The organism is Marinomonas gallaica (assembly GCF_049821165.1).
Classification (GTDB): domain Bacteria; phylum Pseudomonadota; class Gammaproteobacteria; order Pseudomonadales; family Marinomonadaceae; genus Marinomonas; species Marinomonas gallaica.
Genome location: NZ_CP187511.1, coordinates 3,335,071 through 3,354,385 on the forward strand (window position 1 = coordinate 3,335,071; position 19,315 = coordinate 3,354,385).

Consider the following 19,315-nt stretch of genomic DNA (forward strand, 5'->3'; position numbering starts at 1 on the left):
TTAAAGGTCTGTGACATCTTGCCTGAGTCTAAAAAAAAATGACAGTCTCTGGCGTAATACAATCTTACGAAAACCTATCTATTACAGTATCTTGATACACAGTCAGTAAGTTAAATAGGCGCCTCCTTACCTCAATCTTCTTCTACAGCAGACCATAAGAACGGAGTAAGGCTAGAAAAATCACGATATAACATCATCATTTATGCAACAAAAGTCAGCTGACTGTCTGAAACAGACATGTCATAACCTGTTTATTTACGTTAAATTGGGCGCAGGTCGTTTCCATCGGTTTAAGGCGTTGAAGACATTATGAACAAAAGTGGTACACAGCAATTACATTACACGAATGAACTAGGTCAGCATCAAATAGATTTAGTCGAAGAAGTACCGATTGCCATCAGCGTCAATGACCTAAATTATGCCGTCATCTTAATAACGCCTGTCGATATTGAAGCCTTTGTCATTGGTTTTGCGCATTCAGAAGGTTTAATCGAACATACCAATGAAATCTTAGACATCGACATCGAAACAGATAGCGGGCAACAAGAAGGTGTACCCACGCACATAACGGCCAACCTGAAACTGACAGGACGAGCACAGCACCGCTCATCCAGCATTATGCGTCAACGCAAAGGCGCTAGTGGCTGTGGTTTGTGTGGCATCGAAGCCATAGAACAAAGCTTTCCATGTTTAGCGCCTCTAAGCCCTGCCCCCACATTAACCGACGAGCAGTGGAATACCGCAAAAGAGCAGTTCTCAAACCATCAGCTTGTGGGCGGGATTTCAGGCGCGATTCACGGAGCCATGCTAATGGACCCGCAAGGCACGTTTTTATGCTTTGCGGAAGATATCGGGCGCCACAATGCACTAGATAAGCTCATCGGAAAAGCGCTCAGCACGTCCAGTAACTTAAAAGGCTGCCATATTTTAATGAGCAGTCGCTGCAGTACTGAATTAATTCTAAAAGCAGTACGAGGCCAAGTTGCCAGCCTAGGTCACCTTGCCTCACCCAGCACTCTAGCCGTCACCCAAGCAAAGCAATACGGCTTACATTTGATACACATCCCCAGACGCGCCGCGCCACGTCATTACAATTAAAAGCGACATTGGTGAATGTGCAGATCAACCATGCTCTACGACTTATGTCACTGAGAATTTAACATAGACTTCACACGGTTACGTCCAGCGTTTTTGGCATCGTATAGAGCGGTATCCGCTTGTTTAATCGCCATGTCAATATCAGCCATATCGATGTCATTCTCTACGCAGCCAACGCCAATCGAAACCGTAATGCGCTTTACCTTAGGCATGACAGTATTAGCTACATGTTCACACAACGATTCAGCGATACTTACAGCACTCTCACCACTTGTATTCGGTAAGAAAATCAAGAACTCTTCACCTCCTACTCGACACACCATATCGCTGTCTTCGATGAAGTTTTGCATTGTCTTTGCCAACTCTTGGATAACCAAGTCTCCAGTGTCATGCCCGTAGCAATCATTCACTAACTTAAAGTGGTCAATATCCAAAGCTAATACTGAAAACTGTAGATGCTTTGCTTCAAAGTCATCTAATAGGCGCTGCATACCTCGGCGGTTATGGAGCTGCGTCAGTGGGTCTGTATGACTGTCAACATCGAGCTTATGGATCTTATCATTCAGTAATCCAATAGCATTTAGAACCGCTATTTTCAGCTGGGATGCCTCAAAGTACCAAGAACGTACAGAGACAATCTGCCGTTGCATGTCTACATCGTTTACATTCGCAGCACTGCGCGCTAACTGGCGAAGTGGTTTCGAAATTAGGTAAGCCAGTACCCAAATAACAATAAACGTAAGAAGCGCAATCGGTAAACTCGCCCATAATACGTTCAGCATTTGGTCATTAAGAGACTTCATTACTTTATCTTTAGGGCGCTGGACGACAACGCCCCAGTTTGCAGAAGGAACGGATGCATATCCAGCTACCATCTCGATACCTAAAGAGTTGATGGTTTCTTGACTGCCTTCCGCACTCCCCAACGCTTGCTTGATTAGAGGCAGTTGCGAGACATTTTCGCCAATTCGATTTGGATCGACATGAAACAATAATTCACCAAATTGATCAACAACATAGAGATAGGTTTGATCCGTGAAAAAGTGATCTTTCATTAAGCGAGATAACGAACCATTTTTATTAAGATAGATCGTGCCAGATATATAGCCTAAATAATGACCATGTTCACCCCAAATAGGGTGAGAGATACTAATCAGCGTATTGCCACTAACGGAATGGAAGGGGTTTGTAATAAGTGGTTTACGTTCGTAATAGGACTGGCGTGTATTCTCAGGCAACACAAAACCTTTCTGAAGAATCCCCTCTGGGTAGGTCGCAACGACTTCCGCTTCATTATTAACAATAATGGCTGAGTTAAAGACTTCGGATTGCTCTACAAGACGGTACATTTCTTCCTCAGGCTTACCCGAGAAATGAAAATTACCCGCCAGCAACTCTGCACTAAAGGCCACTGAGTCTTGAGCAGACGTTAGTAGCATTTCTGCCGATTCGGCTACTTTTGCAGCATAGCGTTGATTCGCTTCTAGCGTATTATCGATAAGCAGTTTGCGCTGAACGTTATAAATAGCCTGATAACTATTACCAAAGGTGACCAGAACACACCCTATCGTTAATAGTAAAATTAGACGACGCAAGTCCGCGCGAAAAATATACCAAAAAACCTGCATCTAGCATCCGCCACATTATTTTCATAACTTAATTTTATAGAACAAAAACTGCTCTGGGTTGATAAAGCTCAATATACTGACTAGGAAATCATTTTTTCCTGAAACGGTAAGAGAACAGCTCGTAAGATAATACTTTCAATCGCTGCTGTATTAGCAGGTTTCTATATCTAAATAACCTTTAGTCTGCATCTCCGTCATTCGGCTAAATGTACGCTGAAATTCAAATAACAAGATGCCATTGGTATACAGCTTATCTAACGGAACGTCGGCTTGAAACACCATGTTAATACGCTGGTCGTAACACTCATCAATTAAGCTGATAAACCGTCTCACTGCATCATCGTTTAAGCCATGGACTACTTCTCGCTCACCTGTAAAGCCAGACCCCATTGCACCATCTTCTGTCCCTCTGGCTTTAATATGCTCATAAGGAGTACTGCTGAGCTCTGGAATGCCGGATACAGCGATACGGTCATACTTTTGAGCTAAAGCAATGTAGTCATGCGCTGAACGCGGACTCTCGCATAAATCTTTAAAATCACACCATAGAGCGCATGTATTTTCAGCCAACACTGGCATTTTACGATAATTAATCGTTATTTCACTTCCTTGCTGCTCCGACATCAAAAATAGATCAGCCATCAATAGATTAAAGCGTTCCTTATCAGTGAAATAAATTGCCTGATCAATAGGAAGCCTAAACCGATGATCAACATTTCCTGTCAAATGAAAGCTATGTAGATGTCGTTCAAGGGTTTCAATGGCTGGCGCAAAGCGGTCTTTTTGCAGTTGGTTTTGAAACAAGTCACCTACCGCTATATTAGACGTCGCCACGAGACTGCACCCCTCTTTGAATAGGGCTTGAACAAAGTTCCCCAGCAACATGGCATCGGCAATATCTGAGACAAAGAACTCATCAAAACAGATAACTTTTACTTCTTTCGCCATGCGAGCAGCAATTTGATCAAGCGGGTTGGAAACCCCAAAAGTCGTATTAAGCTCTCGATGTAACGCGGTCATAAAATGATGGAAATGTTGGCGCTTTGCCATACCTGTTGGCAAAGACTGAAAAAACAGGTTCATCAACATCGTTTTACCACGACCGACATTTCCCCAAAGGTACACGCCTAAATGTCCATCAGAAATGTCTGCTTGACCGGTTAACTGATTCCACAATTGATCGAGAGCATTTAAGGCATCTGCTTGAGAAGGGTCATCTGAGATTTTAGCTTGCTCAACAAGTTCGTGATACAAACCGCTGGGGGGAGTAAAGGGCTGATCATTCATGCATAGATTCTTTTGTGCGGAGAGAGCGACATTTGCGCCGTCTAATTTTCACTTTTAGGTGCAAGGCTTTCGATTAATGTCTCACCAATCTTATCAAGTGGCGCAACCGCATCAGCAGCACCAAGCTCAATGGCAGCACGTGGCATACCAAATACCACACAAGTACTTTCATCTTGGGCAACCGTGAAGCCTCCAGAGTTTTGTATCTTCTTAAGCCCTTGAGCGCCATCTTTTCCCATGCCAGTCAATAAAGTCGCCATGGCAAACTTACCTATTTCTGAAGCAACGGAATCAAAAAGAACATCAACTGAGGGTTTATGGCCACTTACTTTCTCTCCATCAAACACTTCTGTATAAAGTTCATTGCCTTTTCGTTTCACACGCATGTGGTATCCTCCAGGCGCCAAATAAGCATAACCAGGGCGGACCAACTCACCACCTTGAGCCTCGATAACGGTAAAACCCGTATTGCGAGTCAAACGGTCAGCATAGGTAGTCGTAAAACCTGCAGGCATATGCTGAGTCATCACCACAGCAAAATGACTCGCTGGCAATTGTTGTAGCACATGCGCAATGGCTTCAGTTCCGCCTGTCGATGCGCCAATGGCAATGACTCGATTAGTCCGAGACGCTAATTGAGCAGGTGCTTTGGGAGGTTTAGTAGCATGACCAACATGGCTTTTTGCAGCCATTTTAACTTTATTAATGACCGTACCAGAATAACGCTGGAACACAGCAATATCATCGACAATCGGCTTGGCTATGTAATCTACCGCCCCCAGTTCAAGCGCCCTCAACGTAATGTCGGCTTTCGAGCGGGTTAGTGTTGATATCATGATGACAGGCGTCGGCCTGACTTTCATTAACACTTCTAAAAAGCGAATGCCGTCCACCTCAGGCATTTCCACATCAAGAGTGATCACATCAGGTTGCAATTTATTAACGAGCGCTTTAGCCTCAAACGCATCTGCCGCCGCACCCACCACCACGATACCAGGATCAGAATTTAATATTTCAGTTAGCAGTCTTCGAATAATATCCGAATCATCGACCACTAATACTCGAATTGGAAGATGTTGCATGGATATCCCTTATTTAGAAAAGATCGATATCGCCAGAGTCAACCTGACTTTCAACCACTGCTTTTTGATAGCGCTGCTCGTTATCAATCAGTTCATCATCGTAATGATTTTTAAGCTTTCTCATCATCGCCTTTCCCGTTACGGGAAAGAAATTAACGCGCCTTGGGTAGATATCTAAAAGATCGGAAGCATCGACTGGGATACCTTCGTTTTGCAAATAGCCTTGAATAAACTCCGCATTATTCTGACCGACATTACTGTATACCATGCCCTTAATAACAGAGCCACCACCAAAGATTTTCGCTCTAAACCGGTCTCTTCGACCACCAATCTTCACTAAATGGTTAATCAGCATCTCCATGGCATAGACTCCATAACGGCCTGTGGCTGATAATAAGTCGTTTGGATCGCCTTCAGGCAATAGAAAATGGTTCATGCCTCCCACCCGAGAAATTGGGTCATATAGACAAACAGCAACACATGAGCCCAATAAGGTCGTAATCATCATATCATTGTCTGTCGCGAAGTATTCGCCAGGGAGAACCTTCATCGCATCGATATCAAACTGACGATCAAAGTAATGTTTTGTTGCCAAGTGCTCCTGCGCGGCATCTCTTAACGCCATAAAACCTCCTTCACACCTTTCTATATGCGGTTCGACCGACCGGTGTCATCAAATGCCCCAAATGATTGAAGTTTTCTGAATGACCTGCAATATACAACCCGCCAGGTCGCAGCTTCTCAAGCAGCTTCTCAAGAATCTGTACCTGTGTCTCTTTATCAAAATAAATCATAACGTTTCTACAGAAAATAACGTCCATTCCTGATTTGACAGGGTAATTGCTATCCAACAAGTTTACTTGTTTAAATTCGATTAAATTTCGTAACTCAGGGACAACACGAGCCATACCGGTATTGGGGCCTTTACCACGCAGAAAAAAATTCTTCTTATTGGCAATCGCTTCTATTTTGTCAATGGAATAAACGCCATTGCTGGCTTTATTTAAAACACTACTATCGATATCCGATGCCACTATTTTTATCGGAGCATCAAAGCGACCTAGCGACTTCACAACCGTCATCGCAATCGAATACGGCTCTTCACCTGTGCTCGACGCAGCGCACCAAATCTTTTCGCACTGCTCTCCTGATTGGATAAATTCATGCAATAGCTCGAAGTGATGCGGCTCGCGAAAAAAAGACGTTAGATTCGTCGTAAGAGCATTAATAAAACTCTCTTGCTCTGCAGGATGACTTTCTAAGTAGCTTAAATACTGCTTAACCGAATTTAAGCCTAACTTACGAACTCTAGGGGCCAACCGACTGTAAACTAGAGAGACTTTACTGTCGGCAAGGTTAATACCAGCAAACGCACGCAGCTCAGAGCGAACTTTTTTAAAATCTGCATCGGTGTAAGCAAATTCGCGATCCATAGAGAAAACCTTTACTAAGAATAGGAAGTTAATGCCCTTATGAATTGACAGCATCAAAGCTAGAACAAAACGAGTGCCATCCGCTGAAGCGCTTTCCATACATGCGGCACCACTAAACACACCACAGTCTAGAAGGATTGCCTAGAGGGCTGTTATACCGCCCTCCAAACAAACTATTAATTAAAACTCTTCCCAGCCGTCATCATCTTCTACTGTTGGCTTAGGCAATGGTTTACTTTTAACGGGCGCTTTAGCCGGTGCTGTTTTCTTAGGTGAAGGGATCGACTTTCTTGGCGCGGCAATCTCTGCACGCTTAGCAGGTGAAGCCAAAGCCGAACGACGCTGAGGTACGGAGCCAGAGTCATCAATGATAAATTGACTCATGTTAGACGCTAGTTGATCCGCTTGGCTCAACAGACTTTCCGATGCGGCCGCCGCTTCTTCTACTAACGCCGCATTTTGCTGAGTCATTTCATCCATTTGAGACACCGCTTTACCAATCTCATCAAGGCCCGAAGACTGCTCAACAGAGGCGGAAGAGATTTCTGACATGATGTTGCTCACTTTCTTAATCGCCGACACAATTTCTTTCATGGTATCGCCAGATTTGTTGACCAGCTCATTACCTGTAGAAATTTTCGCACCCGATTCCGAAATCAAACCTTTAATGTCTTTCGCTGCATTCGCGGAACGTTGTGCTAGCGTTCGAACTTCTGACGCCACCACAGCAAAACCTCGCCCCTGCTCGCCAGCGCGAGCGGCCTCAACAGCTGCGTTCAAGGCCAAAATATTGGTTTGGAAAGCGATGCCATCAATCATGCCGATGATATCGGAGATCTTTTGCGACGACTCATTAATAGAAGCCATCGTCACAACAACCTGATCAATTAACTCACCACCTTCCATGGCAACTGTTTCGGCATTACTTGCTAGCCCCGTTGCTTCTTTAGCATTATTGGAGTTCTGACGTACCGTGCTGGTTATTTGCTCCATACTTGAAGCGGTCTCTTCAAGATTGGCGGCTTGCTGCTCAGTACGACGAGATAAGTCTGTGTTGCCATTAGAGATTTCGCGCGCGCCAGTGTAGACTGCATCAGAAGCATCTTTAATCTGAGCAATAATGTCGGTCATAGACAACAGTAGCCCGTTCACACCTTGGCACAACCCCAATAAAGAACCAGTCTTGCCATCAAGCGGTACGCGCTTGGTAAGATCATTTGAAACAGCGGCTTCAATGGCATCATTCACTTCTTCTACCGCCAACTGTAGCTGCTGTTCAGCCTCAACTTGAGCAGTAATATCCGTCGCGTATTTCACTACTTTATAAATATTGCCTAATGCATCACGAATAGGGCTGTAGTTCGCTTGAATCCAGATAACATAGTTATCTTTACGCACTCGTGGAAAACGGCCCACAAAGTGTTCACCATTGTTTAACTTACGCCAAAAGTCTCGATATTCTTCAGATTGGCGATACTCGGTATCCACAAACATACTGTGATGTTTGCCAACTACTTCATCAAGCGAGTAACCCAATGCGGATAGGAAGTTACTGTTGGCCGTCAATATTTTGCCATCAAGATCAAAAGAGATGACCGCCTGCGCATTAGAAATGGCTTCAAGTTGGCTAGCAAAATCTGCAGACTCATTTTTCTTTTCCGTAATGTCGGAAGCGAACTTAACCACTTTAAACGGTTTACCCTCCGCATCAAGAATAGGGTTATAACTTGCTTCAATCCAGATACGTTTACCCTGCTTGGTAATACGACAGAACTCACCAGATTGAAATTCACCACGCCCTAAATTAGTCCAAAAGTCTCGGTATTCATGACTGTGTCTATAGGCGTCATCAACAAAAAGACTGTGATGCTTACCCACAACTTCATCAAGGGAATAGCCTAAGGCATCCAAAAAGTTATCGTTAGCAAAAAGAATGTTACCTTTAAGATCAAACTCAATAACCGCTTGTGATTTTGATAGCGCTTCAAGCTGTCCTCTTAAATTGGTCAACTCTGCCTGAGAAGCAATGACTTGCCCCTCTTCTAATGGTTTTGCAAATAAGCCTTTAAACATAATATTCAGCCTTCCTACCCATATTTGTTGTCACCTAAGTTGCAGCTTTATGTGCCTTAGGCAAAAAGCACCAAGTGGTAAAGTTGTTACCTAACTAGGCCGTTTCAAAAATCCCTAACTCATCACTTGAGATAAGCGCCTCAATATCCACAATAATCACCATGTGATCTTCCAAGGCGGCAAGCCCATGCAGATACTGACTGTCAAACGCCACACCAAACTCTGGTGCAGGCCTGATGTCGTCTTCTTCTAAATTCATTACATCGGAGACACCATCCACCACAATCCCAACAATACGCTCGTGAATGTTTAACATAATGACGATCGTCCACTCGTTATACGTTGCTTCACCGATGCCAAATTTAATACGTAAATCAATAATTGGAACAATGTCACCACGTAAATTAATAACGCCTTTAATAAAGCTCGGCGCGTTGGCAATTTTAGTTGTGGTCTCATAACCGCGAATTTCTTTGACGGTCATAATATCCAAAGCATAGGTTTCATCACCTAAGACAAAGGTTAAAAATTCACGAGTTGGCATAGAAGAAACATTACCCTGCTGCTCTGACGGCATATGATGCGCCTCCTGAATCTGAACTGATAAATTGAGTCAAAGAATCGACATCAAGAATAAGTGCCACACCGCCATCTCCCATAATTGTTGCGCCGGCGACGCCTTCAACACGGCGATAATGGCGTTCTAAGCTTTTTATAACGACTTGCTGTTGACCAACAAGTGTGTCAACCACCAAACCGAAGCGGCTCTTAGCCGTTTCAACGAGTACCACAATACTTTGCGTTAAATCGAGTGAGTTAATACTTTCCGCTCGACCGCCGAGCCGTTTGCCAATATCAACCAAGGGCCAATATTCTTCACGAGCCCATAAAATCTTGCTGCCTTTGATCACTCGTATCTGGTCGTTCATGGGTTGAATGCTTTCGACAATATTCACCAATGGAACGACAAAAATCTGCTCTTCAGCTTGAACACACATACCATCTAAGATCGCCAGTGTAAGAGGCAAACTGATTACAAACTCAGTACCTATTCCTAGCGACGAAGTAATTTCAACACGCCCGCCGAGAGACTCAATGTTTCTACGCACAACATCCATGCCGACACCACGGCCAGAGATATCCGTGACTTCAGCCGCTGTAGAGAAGCCTGGAGCGAAAATAAGTTGCCAAACCGCTTCATCGGTTAACGGTTCAGGTAAATCAATTCCCTTTTCTTCCGCTTTGGCAACGATTCTTTCTCGGTTCAAGCCAGCCCCATCATCCAAAATAGAGATAACGATTTCTCCCCCTTTTTGAACGGCAGACAGCCTAACAGTGCCTTTTTCAGACTTGCCACTAGCGGCTCGAATCTCAGGACTTTCTATACCATGGTCAACACTGTTGCGTATCAAGTGAGTCAGTGGATCAGAGATTTTTTCAACTAAGTTCTTATCTATCTCAGTGCTCGCACCTTCAATAACAAGCTCAATCTGCTTCTCCATTTTGACCGACAAATCACGCACTAAGCGAGGGAAGCGGTTAAATACAAAGGAGATGGGCAACATACGAACTGACATGACGGCTTCTTGGATTTCTCGAGTATTGCGCTCTAACTCAGCCAATGCCGTCATCATTTTTTCAGCCATCGCTTCATGCACGTCTTGGCCAATAAGATTGAGCATTGATTGAGTGATCACCAATTCACCTACTAAATTCACCAATTTATCAATTTTGACGGTTTCAACTCGAATGCTGGTGGCTTCTGTGCTTTTCGCTTCAGGCGCATTTTTAGTGGGTGTTTTAGACTTTGTTGCAAACTTCGAAGGCTTCTGAACAGAATTAGCCGCTTGCGCGTTGCCATCACCGTTGGAATAAATCCCATAGCCATTGGCGTCATCAACTTTGTCTTGCGCTTGACGGGCTTTCATCTTCTCATCAAAGAAACCGTAGCCTTCTTCTGATGACTGAGTATTCTTAGATTCTGCCGAGTCATTACGTAAAGGTTGATCCGCTTCGTCTGTAGTCATGTCTACATTAAGCGCATCATCATCTTGTTCAAAAAAACCAAAACCTTCTATTTCTTCATCGCTCTGACTTACTTCAGATTCTGTATCTTCATCAAAAAAACCAAAACCTTGATCGTCCTCTGAGTCTGACGGGATATTCTCATCAAAGAAGCCAAAACCGTCTTCTTCGCCCTCAGTTGAACTCAGCTGAGTTAAGGGTTCATCATCAAAAAAGCCAAAACCTTGATCTTCGTCTGTCTCTGCAACAGTGTCTTCGAAAAAGCCAAAGCCTTCTTCCGCTTCTGTCTCAGAGTTCGAGCCATCATTCGAAGGTGCTTCAGTGGCGTTACCGACCGGTAAATCATTCGCTACGTTGGCCAGTTCATTCTCTAAACGCTGTTTGCTAACTTCTACCGTATCCCAATCTATCTCTTCGTCATTACGGTAGTTGTTGAGAATATCTTTAAGTACATCTACCGTTTCGAGTAAGACTGTAATCAGTTCATTTGTTAATTCCAGCTCTTCATTTCGAGCTAGATCCAACATATTCTCCATGACATGAGTTAACCCTGTCATGGCGGTAAAGCCAAAAATTGCACTGCCGCCTTTTATAGAATGAGCGGCACGGAATACACTGTTAAGCTCCTCAATATCTGGAGCAACCACATCATAATCCAGCAACAATGTTTCCATTGTTTCTAAGTGCTCTTGTGCCTCTTCAAAAAAGGCATCATTAAACTGACTTAAGTTATCCATCTTACTCTCCGAGTAGACCGTTCCCGGTTTATTTCGTTAGCGCAAAACCTTCGATACAACTTCTAGCAGTTTTTTCGGATCAAATGGTTTTACCATCCATCCCGTCGCACCAGCAGCTTTACCTTTTTGCTTCATTGCATCGCTTGCCTCTGTTGTTAGCACAATCAGTGGCGTGCGAGAGTAAGCAGGCATTGCTCGTAATGACTTAATCAAAGTAACGCCATCCATATTTGGCATATTTTGGTCTGTTAATACAAAATCGAATCGCTCAGCCTTGCAAAAGTTCAACGCCTCTTGGCCGTCTTTTGCTGCTTTGACCGAGTACCCAGCCCCTTTTAAAGTCATTTCAACCATTTGACGAACAGATGGTGAATCATCAACGATCAGCAGTTTCTTGCTCATAAAGCCCTCTAATATTTCAAACTAACATGTGTAGTGTTTATTTCTTGATCGTAGAAAAACGTTTTGCACAAAGAGGTGATCAATTTGATTCCACGTCCATATGCCGCTGTGTCATCAGCTGTTTCAATATTTTCTACTTTATAACCTGCACCGCTATCACCTAAAGAGATAAATAAAGTGTGTTCAATTTCATCCCACTTAACCTCTATCATTACTTTATCTGAGGGTGACACGTTGGCTTTTTTTTGTTCTCTCATTGAGAGATAGGTAATAAAATCTTCTTCTTTTAAATTTGACGGTATATTAAAAATACCGTGATCCACTGCGTTTACCAATAGCTCTGTTACAACAGTAAACACTTTTTGACAAAACTCTTTATTAAAACCGTAGGTGCTCAACAAATCTGACAAACTAAACGCGAACTTTTCGTTATTTAATGAACTACCGCGTAATTCAAACGAAAAATCAAAACTGCCTGGTATCTGTAAGTCTTCAGGTTCCTCTTCCCTTAGCTCTTCTTGTATAAGCTCTAGATCTAACACCGCAAGGGTCATATCGTCGTGGTCGCTACTTTCGCCTTCAAACAGCTCATATCCGTGCATCAACGATAATAAACCATGAGAGTCATCTAGGTTTTTGGCAATGATGTCATAACCTTCACTAAATGGGATATTACGACCATCGATGACTTTGTTTTCGATTAACCCATCACTGAACAAGGCTATTTTTTTAATATCGCTTAATTCAAAAGACTCCATTTTCGTACTAATTAAATCTTCTGGCAAAATACCGATAGCAACGTTTTTCGACGTAACTTTTGTTAGCTCACCTGTTTTATCAAACATTAATGCCGCAGGCATCCCACCGTTCCAAACCTTCAAGCTATTATCTTTTGGCGAAATTTCAAGCAAAATAGCGGCAACAAAGCGGTTCTGAGGAATCGACTGATTATGCTTTGAACTCAACTCCCTCAAGATCGCACCCAATGACAATCCTTTGCTTACCATGGCCGCAAATGTTGACACCATAGGATAGATCGTCAGTGCAGCGGCCATACCGTGCCCAGTCGCATCAGCTAACATCACGATCAAGCTACCATTGGGCGCTTTAGCCGAAAGCAACATATCACCACAAAAGCGGCCAGAAGATCGAATAGCAACGTCTAATCCAGCAATCTTAGTTGTGTGAACTTTAAGTATGTGATTGTAGACGTAATGCGCCAACGCCTCTTCTTGCTCTTTTTCATGCGCAATTCTTTGATACATTTCATTTGCTTCGAACAGCGCTTTTTCCGTCGCATAGCTTCTAATAAAACTGCTGACTCGACTTGCTAGCAAGATTGGATGAACGGGTTTATTAATAAAATCACGCACACCTAAATCAAAAAACTCTGAAACACGATTTTGCTCATAGTCCCCTGTCATAATAAGAATAGGAACAAGAGGATGAGTCTCTCTCAGTGTTGCCACTAAAGAGGTGGAATCGCCATCCGGTAAATGCACATCAAGCAAAAACAAACAAATGTCATGCTTTGGAATAAGTGCTTCTGCCTCGGCAATATTTGCAGCAACAATAGAGTTAATGCCTTGTACTGTTAGAGACTTCGAAACAATTAATCGAGTACTGATATCATCTTCTAAAATTAGAACACAGTTTTCAGATGGCATTTAGTCGACCTATTCAAACTCAAACAAAGTATTGAAATTCGCCATTTCAAGAATGTCTTTAGCCGTGCCAGATGCATTACGAATATACCCTTTACCACCGACACCAATCAGCTTTCTACGAAGTAACACCATCATTCCTAATGCAGAAGAATCAACATAAGAAACTCTCGAAAAATCTAATACGATTTGATTTGTATCATTCAAAGCTTTTTCATAAGCTTCTGTGAACCATTTATGAGTACTAAAATCGAATCGCTCTGGAATGCTGATTACCGCTGATTGAGACATAGCGTTTCCTAAATAAATTAAAATAAATCGATATCGCCACTGGCCACATCTTGCTGCGATACGGGGTTGTGACGTTCTTTACTTCGAAGCTTGATGATTTCTAGTTTGTCTTTCAGTACATGTTCAAGATCTTCAAAAGAAGAGTGTTTGATACTTTCTAGATGCTCGGCAATAAACCTTAATGTATCAATGGTGTACTCAACATTCTGACGGTTAATATCATCAAACTGGAGACCACGCGTCGCCGAGAAAATCGCCTCATCAATACTGGTAGCTAACCCATCCAACTCACTCGTAACCAATGAATCACTGCTCGCTTTTTCTACAATATGCTCAAGCACTTGCTGCATGGTACGCTTGGACTCCATGATATAAGTCACATCATGTGCCGCTAATTTCTCCATTGATCGAGTTAATTCAGTTACCTGATTTTGGATCTTTTGCAATTGCCCTTGTATTGCGACACTAAACCCTGCTGATCGATTAGATAAACTTCGAACTTCATCAGCGACCACTGCAAAACCGCGACCGGCTTCACCTGCTCGCGCCGCTTCAATGGCCGCATTCAAGGCAAGTAGATTGGTTTGTTCCGCGATGTCATCAATGTCTTTAAGCGCCTTAGTGACAACAGGCATTTCTTCATGAATTTCACTGACTTTACTTAACAAATCCATCGATTCAGCAGACATTTCAACGGTGGTATTAATAAAGCGATCTAAAGTCTCAGCCGTTTGATCAGCAAACTCTTGCATCACTTCACTATGGCTACGAGATCCATCATGACCATCATTAATCAATGAACGAATACACTCCGCTTGTTGACCAATTAGGCGATGAGTATCGTCAAATGAACTGCTTAATACATCGATGGCGCTTCGCTGAGTCGTCAGTACATTTTCAAGATCATCATTACAGATGTCTAATAGCGGTACTAATTCATCATGGAATAACTTGTGCGCTTCCGTGTGATCGGCAGCGGATACGGTAGTATGAACATCCAAATCGGAGTCAGGTACTTGAGCAGTATTAGGGCGGGCTAAAAAAACGAGCAAGCATCCAGACAAAAATAGGACAAAGAGCGCGGGCCAAAAGAAACCAGATAAAGCTAAACTGATCGCGACAGCGACAGCAAAAACATGTGTCAAAGACAACTTCAGCATAAAACAATCCTTATTGATCATTCATAGTTGCTAGGGGCTTCGCGCTGTTAGCAATCATGTAATCAAGCCAAATGCACCCTTCTAAACAAGAGTGATTATAAGCCATTCCTAATTCATTTCACCTATGACTAACGAATCATTACAATTTGTAAGCCCTTATTTTCGTTGCACTTTCTATTAGAGTTTACAAATATTACACACTGATTAACATCCTTAAACAATAGTAATCCTACTATTGTTGGGGGTCATAATCCCTATTAGTACTGCCATGAAAAAACTTCACGCCACCTGTATTTAATAAGCACATACTAATAAACAGATATAGTGACTGATTCATGCAACATACAGCGCATACAACTTATCTGATCCCTGCAACTATAAACTCATAATAAAGAAACCTAAATAATAGCTTAGTCTAAATTATCGTTTTTTAGCTTAAAAAGGTGGATTATAAATTTTCCCTTACATAATCAGGTCAAAAAACAACCTAAAAATAACTACATTGGCTTTAACTATTACAGACACATATCGGCTTCTTACCTACAATCGTGATAATCCATTAATTTATTTTTAGATGACTGTCCGGAAATTATCAAGCCACTCAACCATGAGTGGTGCACTTATTATCTGAATTTCGACCTAAGTAAAAGGCCATAAACCGGCATTTCAACTGATCGCTTTGGCTCAGAGAGCTTAAGTCTTTCATGCATCACAGAATTTCCAATTTGATGCATTCAAAATTGACCAAAGCTACGCTCTAAATATGGCCAATCCTCAAGCCGCGTGTTCGGCGGTGAAGCTAAGAGCTAAGAGGTCAATAGCATGGCATTATTTCTAAGCCGCCTGTTCGGCGGTGAAACATGCTTTGCCCCGCTTGCGTGTCTGCCTGTTGCTTGAGTTCTAACGAAATACGATCGCTTTTCTGCTAGAGAAGGTCAACCTCCTACTCTTTGCTGACCCTTCTAACTTTGACTGTTCACAATTTACGCACTGTAAGCCACGTATTCATCATCCGTCATACCCCATAGCGTTCAATCTTTTTGATCAATCCTTGGCGTGATAAACCTAGCATTTTCGCGGCTTGGGTTTTGTTGCCAGCCGACTGTTTAAGCACATGTTGGATTAAGCGGATTTCAAGCTTTTGCACTTGAACGTCTAACGATTCCTCTAGCGTAATGTCCTCACGGTTAATAGATAAGCTTGTGTTGTGTGATGATTCGATTGACATGGCGGGTACGTCAAAATTCAAGAGGTTGATTTCTTCCAGTGTTATCTGCCCTGCAACACAAATGGCGGCGACGCTTTCAAGGGTGTTTTTCAGCTCTCGTACGTTGCCGGGCCACGATCGGTTTCTAAACCACTGCAGTGCGTCGGACGACAAAGCCAACGAGCGAGCGTGCTTGCGCTCCAAGTCGCTGATAAAGGTTTGCAGTAAAATAGGAATATCTTGTGGGCGTTTATCTAACGCCTGCGTTTCAATCCCAACACCTTTAATGCGGTAATATAAGTCTTCACGAAAGGCATTTTGACTGACTAACTCGACTAGGTCTGCGTTGGTTGCGGACACGATACGTACGTCAATGCTCTGCAATGTTCGGCCACCCACGGCATAGAAAGTGCCTTCTTGCAGCACACGTAATAACTTCACTTGCATGGGCGCTGGCATCTCACCAATCTCATCAAGGAACAAGGTCCCTTTGTCCGCTAACGTTAACAGCCCTTGCTTGTCTTTCTCCGCGCCAGTAAACGCACCTTTCACATGACCAAACAGTTCACTTTCCAGCAGCTCAGCCGGTATCGCGCCACAATGCACGGAGATAAAAGGCCCTTGCGCACGCGTACTTAAATCGTGCAGCGCCCTAGAAATCACCTCCTTGCCTGTCCCCGAAGGCCCTGTTACTAAGACGCGCACGTCGGTCGGCGCGATACGCTCAATCAGCGCACGAATCTTTTGAGCATTATCGGATAAACCAATATACACCTCCGCGCCATGCTTTGGTGCGGTGTTTTGCAAGCGCTGCAGCTCTCGCTCTAAACGTGTTTTCGCTAACGCACGGCGCACCACAACGGCCAACATATCGGGGTCAACAGGCTTGGCGATAAAGTCCCAAGCGCCTTGAGCGATCGCTTGTAGCGACAACTCTCGCTCAGCATGCCCTGTGATGATGATGATCGGACAGCCCTCAAATTCAGGCATTGCCAACAATGTTTTTTGCGGGTCAAAGTGCGGCGGCAACGATAAATCCAGCAGCACTAAATCAGGCCTTCCATGAATCTGTTTTGCTTCTAATGCCTCTGAGACAGAACCGACACTTTTAACCCTGAAGCCTTGCTGGGATAACCAGCTACCCGCTAATTCACGAAAAGCAGGCTCATCATCCACTAATAAAATATAACTTTTATCAGACATCTATGGGTTCTCCTGAGGGTTGATGTACAGCATTGAGTGGCAAGCTAAATTCAAATGTCACCGGCCAACCACAGTCATTTCGATGGGCAATTTGCCCTAAATGGGCGTCTAAAATTCGTCTAACAATGGCCAACCCCAAACCACTGCCTCCGCTTCGTTTGGTAACAAAGGGGCGAAACAATTCATCACCGTGAAGCGATGCCTCCAACGCTGGGCCATTATTATGAATTCGACAAATGAATGATTGAGCATCGGTTTGAGCTTCAATACAGATCGAGCCATCTGTTTGATTGCGCACATACGCCAAAGCGTTGTCGATTAAATTGATAAACACTTGCTGTAAACGATGGGGATCGGCCTGCACCGTTACGTCATCTGCCAGTTGCAACGTCATTAAAACGTTTTCCGTATTAAGGGATGCAATCACGCTGTTGACCAACGGCTTGATTGAAACCGGTTGGTATTGCAGAGTTATCTTCCCAGAGTAGACCAGCATGTCACTTACCAGTCGATCGGCTCGCGTCAGTTGCTCTTGGATGTGTCGTCGAGTGTCCGCAGGCGCATTGTAGGAAGCCATGGAAATAATGTTCAAAGGATTACGAAGCTCATGCGCCATGGCCGCAGACAAGCTGCCCAATTCAACTAAATGCTGTTCATCAAGACGCTTACGCTCTGTTTCAGCTAACGCTAACGAGCGCTCTAAGGCGGCGCAACTGGTGGCAAATAACGAGCCAAACACCTCCAACGTTAAGCGCATACCGGGGCTTAAGTCATCGCTGTTTTCACTGTGTGAAAACCAGCCGGACTCGGCTTTATCAAGTACTAGATAGTGCCCATCAGACTTGGCATGACCGGATAAACAGATACTAACTGGCAAACGCAATTGCTGCAGTAATAATGACTCCCCCTCTGTCACCAAGTCATGCCAAGATTTCGCCTGACCCAACTGACGACTCCAGTGTTCCAGTATCTGTTCATTGAGCACGGCGCCAGGAAACACCATCCGCTCGGACAATTGTCGTACCCATGGATAGACCATAGCCGCAATTAAGAGCACCACAAGAGAATACAACCAGAGCTGCCAGATCGGTACGTTGGTTAACGCAACCAGCCCGATTCGCCCAGAAAAAGTCCCCAAGACCGCAATCACACACAGGACGACCAGCATCATAACCAACACCAGCAGCGCTCGGTTAGCAAAGCGGTTCACCGCCAATATTTGATAGCGCACAACCCCGTAAACCAACAACAGCAAGTAACTGGGTAACAGCAACATTGGATACGGAAAAACGTTAATCCCCAAAGAAGGGAAAATAAAACTGGTGGCCAATAGTAAGCCCCATGCGCCTACCCCAAACATAGCGAGAATGGAGCGACGCTTATTCCCCGAATGCTGCTGCCACCCTAAAAGTAATACCCCGTGACCCGCGATACCCACCAACACCGTGTAACCTAAATTTATCGCGCCAAGTTGGTTAAAGATGAAAAATGGTCGCCCATCAATCAACGGAGTAGTATCCCCTGCCCCTACCCAAACGCTGTAAATCATCACCATCACACTGGTCAGATAGACACAGGGCATATATCGAGAAAGAGCGTTTAACCAAGGGCGCTGAGCTGGGCCTTCATTGACAAAAAGCACCGCAAAATGCAGAAAGAAGGTCGGCATAAGAGGGTTAGCCAGTAACAGAAACATACCTATTGCATGCTGTTCATGAAAGAGCGCTAAGTGCCCAAAACACCACAGCGCCATCATCACAGCAAAGCCTGCTAAAGCCATTAAATCGCGCTGCTTATCGGCGCGCCATATCAACCAGCCCGCTACCAGTACACCACATACACTGGTTACCCAGATAGAAAGCTCAAACACTGTCGACAACATCAAAACGTAAACCTCGTTTACACCTAAAACCCAACCTTAATCGTAAACATAGTTTACACTCTCTTCAAATGGTATTTTTTATACTTTAAATTCAATAACTTAAAACATATAACCACTTTGGCACATAGGTTGCTTTAACCAAT

The 19,315-nt window shown here is 43.7% G+C and carries 15 protein-coding genes; 1 reads left to right on the plus strand and 14 read right to left on the minus strand.

Going from position 1 to position 19,315, the window contains the following annotated elements:
• Nucleotides 1-309: 309 nt before the first annotated feature.
• Nucleotides 310-1,098, plus strand: a complete 789-nt coding sequence (locus ACPUEK_RS15685; RefSeq protein WP_425641372.1) for a formate dehydrogenase accessory sulfurtransferase FdhD — start codon at nt 310-312, stop codon at nt 1,096-1,098.
• A gap of 47 nt (nt 1,099-1,145) precedes the next feature.
• Here ACPUEK_RS15685 and ACPUEK_RS15690 read toward each other — a convergent pair whose 3' ends face one another.
• From ACPUEK_RS15690 to ACPUEK_RS15755, 14 genes are all read right to left on the minus strand, one after another.
• Nucleotides 1,146-2,726, minus strand: a complete 1,581-nt coding sequence (locus ACPUEK_RS15690) for a sensor domain-containing diguanylate cyclase (RefSeq protein ID WP_425641373.1) — start codon at nt 2,724-2,726, stop codon at nt 1,146-1,148.
• A gap of 150 nt (nt 2,727-2,876) precedes the next feature.
• The gene (gene zapE, locus ACPUEK_RS15695) at nt 2,877-4,013 is read right to left on the minus strand and encodes a cell division protein ZapE (RefSeq protein WP_425641374.1); all 1,137 of its coding nucleotides are present in this window, start codon (nt 4,011-4,013) and stop codon (nt 2,877-2,879) included.
• Between the two features lie 41 nt (nt 4,014-4,054).
• Nucleotides 4,055-5,095, minus strand: coding sequence for a protein-glutamate methylesterase/protein-glutamine glutaminase (locus ACPUEK_RS15700; protein ID WP_425641375.1), 1,041 nt, complete (start codon nt 5,093-5,095; stop codon nt 4,055-4,057).
• Between the two features lie 13 nt (nt 5,096-5,108).
• Entirely contained in the window at nt 5,109-5,720 is a 612-nt protein-coding gene (gene cheD, locus ACPUEK_RS15705; RefSeq protein WP_067218241.1) for a chemoreceptor glutamine deamidase CheD, read from the minus strand.
• A 10-nt stretch (nt 5,721-5,730) separates the two neighbouring features.
• Complete coding sequence (locus ACPUEK_RS15710) at nt 5,731-6,627, minus strand: CheR family methyltransferase (RefSeq protein ID WP_425641376.1); 897 nt, start codon at nt 6,625-6,627, stop codon at nt 5,731-5,733.
• An 81-nt stretch (nt 6,628-6,708) separates the two neighbouring features.
• Entirely contained in the window at nt 6,709-8,601 is a 1,893-nt protein-coding gene (locus tag ACPUEK_RS15715; RefSeq protein WP_425641377.1) for a methyl-accepting chemotaxis protein, read from the minus strand.
• 94 nt (nt 8,602-8,695) lie between these two features.
• Nucleotides 8,696-9,178 (minus strand): chemotaxis protein CheW, encoded by a 483-nt coding sequence (locus tag ACPUEK_RS15720; RefSeq protein ID WP_067036515.1) that lies wholly within the window; start codon nt 9,176-9,178, stop codon nt 8,696-8,698.
• Nucleotides 9,156-11,363 (minus strand): chemotaxis protein CheW, encoded by a 2,208-nt coding sequence (locus ACPUEK_RS15725; RefSeq protein ID WP_425641378.1) that lies wholly within the window; start codon nt 11,361-11,363, stop codon nt 9,156-9,158. The genes ACPUEK_RS15720 and ACPUEK_RS15725 overlap by 23 nt, the downstream gene beginning before the upstream one ends.
• Before the next feature lie 36 nt (nt 11,364-11,399).
• Nucleotides 11,400-11,765 (minus strand): response regulator, encoded by a 366-nt coding sequence (locus tag ACPUEK_RS15730; RefSeq protein ID WP_067036509.1) that lies wholly within the window; start codon nt 11,763-11,765, stop codon nt 11,400-11,402.
• Between the two features lie 8 nt (nt 11,766-11,773).
• Entirely contained in the window at nt 11,774-13,432 is a 1,659-nt protein-coding gene (locus tag ACPUEK_RS15735; protein ID WP_425641379.1) for an ATP-binding SpoIIE family protein phosphatase, read from the minus strand.
• 9 nt (nt 13,433-13,441) lie between these two features.
• Nucleotides 13,442-13,720, minus strand: a complete 279-nt coding sequence (locus tag ACPUEK_RS15740; RefSeq protein ID WP_425641380.1) for an STAS domain-containing protein — start codon at nt 13,718-13,720, stop codon at nt 13,442-13,444.
• A 17-nt stretch (nt 13,721-13,737) separates the two neighbouring features.
• Nucleotides 13,738-14,901, minus strand: coding sequence for a methyl-accepting chemotaxis protein (locus ACPUEK_RS15745; RefSeq protein ID WP_425641381.1), 1,164 nt, complete (start codon nt 14,899-14,901; stop codon nt 13,738-13,740).
• 994 nt (nt 14,902-15,895) lie between these two features.
• Nucleotides 15,896-17,290, minus strand: coding sequence for a sigma-54-dependent transcriptional regulator (locus tag ACPUEK_RS15750; RefSeq protein WP_425641382.1), 1,395 nt, complete (start codon nt 17,288-17,290; stop codon nt 15,896-15,898).
• A complete protein-coding gene (locus ACPUEK_RS15755; protein WP_425643039.1) occupies nt 17,283-19,172 on the minus strand; it encodes an ATP-binding protein in 1,890 nt (629 codons plus the stop codon). The genes ACPUEK_RS15750 and ACPUEK_RS15755 overlap by 8 nt, the downstream gene beginning before the upstream one ends.
• Nucleotides 19,173-19,315 lie beyond the last annotated feature (143 nt).

Coding starts and splice junctions, on each gene's coding strand:
- ACPUEK_RS15685 (WP_425641372.1), top strand. CDS start 310: ATGAACAAAAGTGGTACACAGCAATTACATTACACGAATGAACTAGGT.
- ACPUEK_RS15690 (WP_425641373.1), bottom strand. CDS start 2,726: ATGCAGGTTTTTTGGTATATTTTTCGCGCGGACTTGCGTCGTCTAATT.
- zapE (WP_425641374.1), bottom strand. CDS start 4,013: ATGAATGATCAGCCCTTTACTCCCCCCAGCGGTTTGTATCACGAACTT.
- ACPUEK_RS15700 (WP_425641375.1), bottom strand. CDS start 5,095: ATGCAACATCTTCCAATTCGAGTATTAGTGGTCGATGATTCGGATATT.
- cheD (WP_067218241.1), bottom strand. CDS start 5,720: ATGGCGTTAAGAGATGCCGCGCAGGAGCACTTGGCAACAAAACATTAC.
- ACPUEK_RS15710 (WP_425641376.1), bottom strand. CDS start 6,627: ATGGAAAGCGCTTCAGCGGATGGCACTCGTTTTGTTCTAGCTTTGATG.
- ACPUEK_RS15715 (WP_425641377.1), bottom strand. CDS start 8,601: ATGTTTAAAGGCTTATTTGCAAAACCATTAGAAGAGGGGCAAGTCATT.
- ACPUEK_RS15720 (WP_067036515.1), bottom strand. CDS start 9,178: ATGCCGTCAGAGCAGCAGGGTAATGTTTCTTCTATGCCAACTCGTGAA.
- ACPUEK_RS15725 (WP_425641378.1), bottom strand. CDS start 11,363: ATGGATAACTTAAGTCAGTTTAATGATGCCTTTTTTGAAGAGGCACAA.
- ACPUEK_RS15730 (WP_067036509.1), bottom strand. CDS start 11,765: ATGAGCAAGAAACTGCTGATCGTTGATGATTCACCATCTGTTCGTCAA.
- ACPUEK_RS15735 (WP_425641379.1), bottom strand. CDS start 13,432: ATGCCATCTGAAAACTGTGTTCTAATTTTAGAAGATGATATCAGTACT.
- ACPUEK_RS15740 (WP_425641380.1), bottom strand. CDS start 13,720: ATGTCTCAATCAGCGGTAATCAGCATTCCAGAGCGATTCGATTTTAGT.
- ACPUEK_RS15745 (WP_425641381.1), bottom strand. CDS start 14,901: ATGATCAATAAGGATTGTTTTATGCTGAAGTTGTCTTTGACACATGTT.
- ACPUEK_RS15750 (WP_425641382.1), bottom strand. CDS start 17,290: ATGTCTGATAAAAGTTATATTTTATTAGTGGATGATGAGCCTGCTTTT.
- ACPUEK_RS15755 (WP_425643039.1), bottom strand. CDS start 19,172: ATGTTGTCGACAGTGTTTGAGCTTTCTATCTGGGTAACCAGTGTATGT.